This is a genomic window from Lyngbya sp. CCY1209 (assembly GCF_055795065.1).
In genome coordinates, this window is the sequence record NZ_JAYFER010000169.1 from 1 (window position 1) to 1,188 (window position 1,188).

At 50.2% G+C, this 1,188-nt stretch carries 1 protein-coding gene; it reads left to right on the forward strand.

The genetic code is table 11. The features are described from left to right. Positions 1-298 precede the first annotated feature (298 nt). Positions 299-1,188, forward strand: an 890-nt coding sequence (locus AC0QHF_RS02455; RefSeq protein WP_324702596.1) for a serine/threonine-protein kinase, incomplete at its 3' end; no start/stop codon positions are given.

Below are 1,188 nucleotides of genomic sequence, written 5' to 3' on the forward strand. Positions count from 1 at the left end.
GTGAAACGCTGAAACGGCGAAGATACTTGGCGGGTAGCCGCCTGGGAAAATAGCAAGGTGCCAGGATAATTATAAACGAGGGCTTCCTTCCAGTGGTAAACCGGGGGAAGCTTTCGTTTTTTAGACCCCTTGGCAGCCCTCACCCCCGACCCCTCTCCCAATCTTGGGCGAGGGGGGAAATATATAAACGGTTGAACTTAAAAAACCACAGAGGCACAGAGGACACGGAGGATTATTCCGTCAAAATAACCCGATTTTGCCATAGAATAAAATCAGATATCAGCAACCATCCCGAATCATGAGCCAGTGCCTCAACCCCGACTGTCTCCACGGCAACCCCGACGGTTCCCAATTTTGCCAGAAATGCGGCGGCAAACTGCGACTCCTCGAACGCTATCGGGCAAAACGGATACTCGGACAGGGCGGCTTCGGACGCACTTTCCTCGCCGTCGATGACTGCAAACCCTCCAAACCCCCCTGCGTCATCAAGCAACTTCTCCCCCAGGCGCAGGGAACCGCTACACTACAAAAAGCCACCGAACTTTTCGACCAGGAGGCGCGGCGTCTGGAAGAACTGGGCAAACATCCCCAAATCCCCGAACTTTTGGCGTATTTCACCGCCGATAACCGGCAATATTTGGTGCAAGAATTTATCGACGGGGACACCCTGCAACAAGAATTGGAAAATCATGGCGCGTTCACCGAAAAGCAAATCCGGTCACTGTTAGAAGATTTGTTGACGGTTTTGGATTTTGTCCACAGTCAAAAAGTCATTCACCGGGACATCAAACCGGAAAATATCATCAGACGAAAAAGCGATCAAAAATTAGTCATCGTCGATTTCGGTGCCGCCAAACAGGTGCCGCGCACGTCCCTCAGCGTCACCGGAACGATTATCGGTTCGGCTGAATACTGCGCCCCGGAACAGGCGATGGGAAAACCCAAATATATCAGCGATTTATATAGTTTGGGTGTGACCTGTTTGCACTTGTTAACCCAGATGAATCCTTTTGATTTGTATGATGCGATGGAGGTGGAATGGGTCTGGCGAGATTATTTGAATGGAAATTGGGTCAGTGACTCATTCGGCAAAATTTTAGATCGTTTGGTGGAAACCAAACCCAAAAGTCGCTATCAGTCCGTCGCGGAAGTTTTGGCAGATTTACAACCTTCGTCGGGTACAGTTCC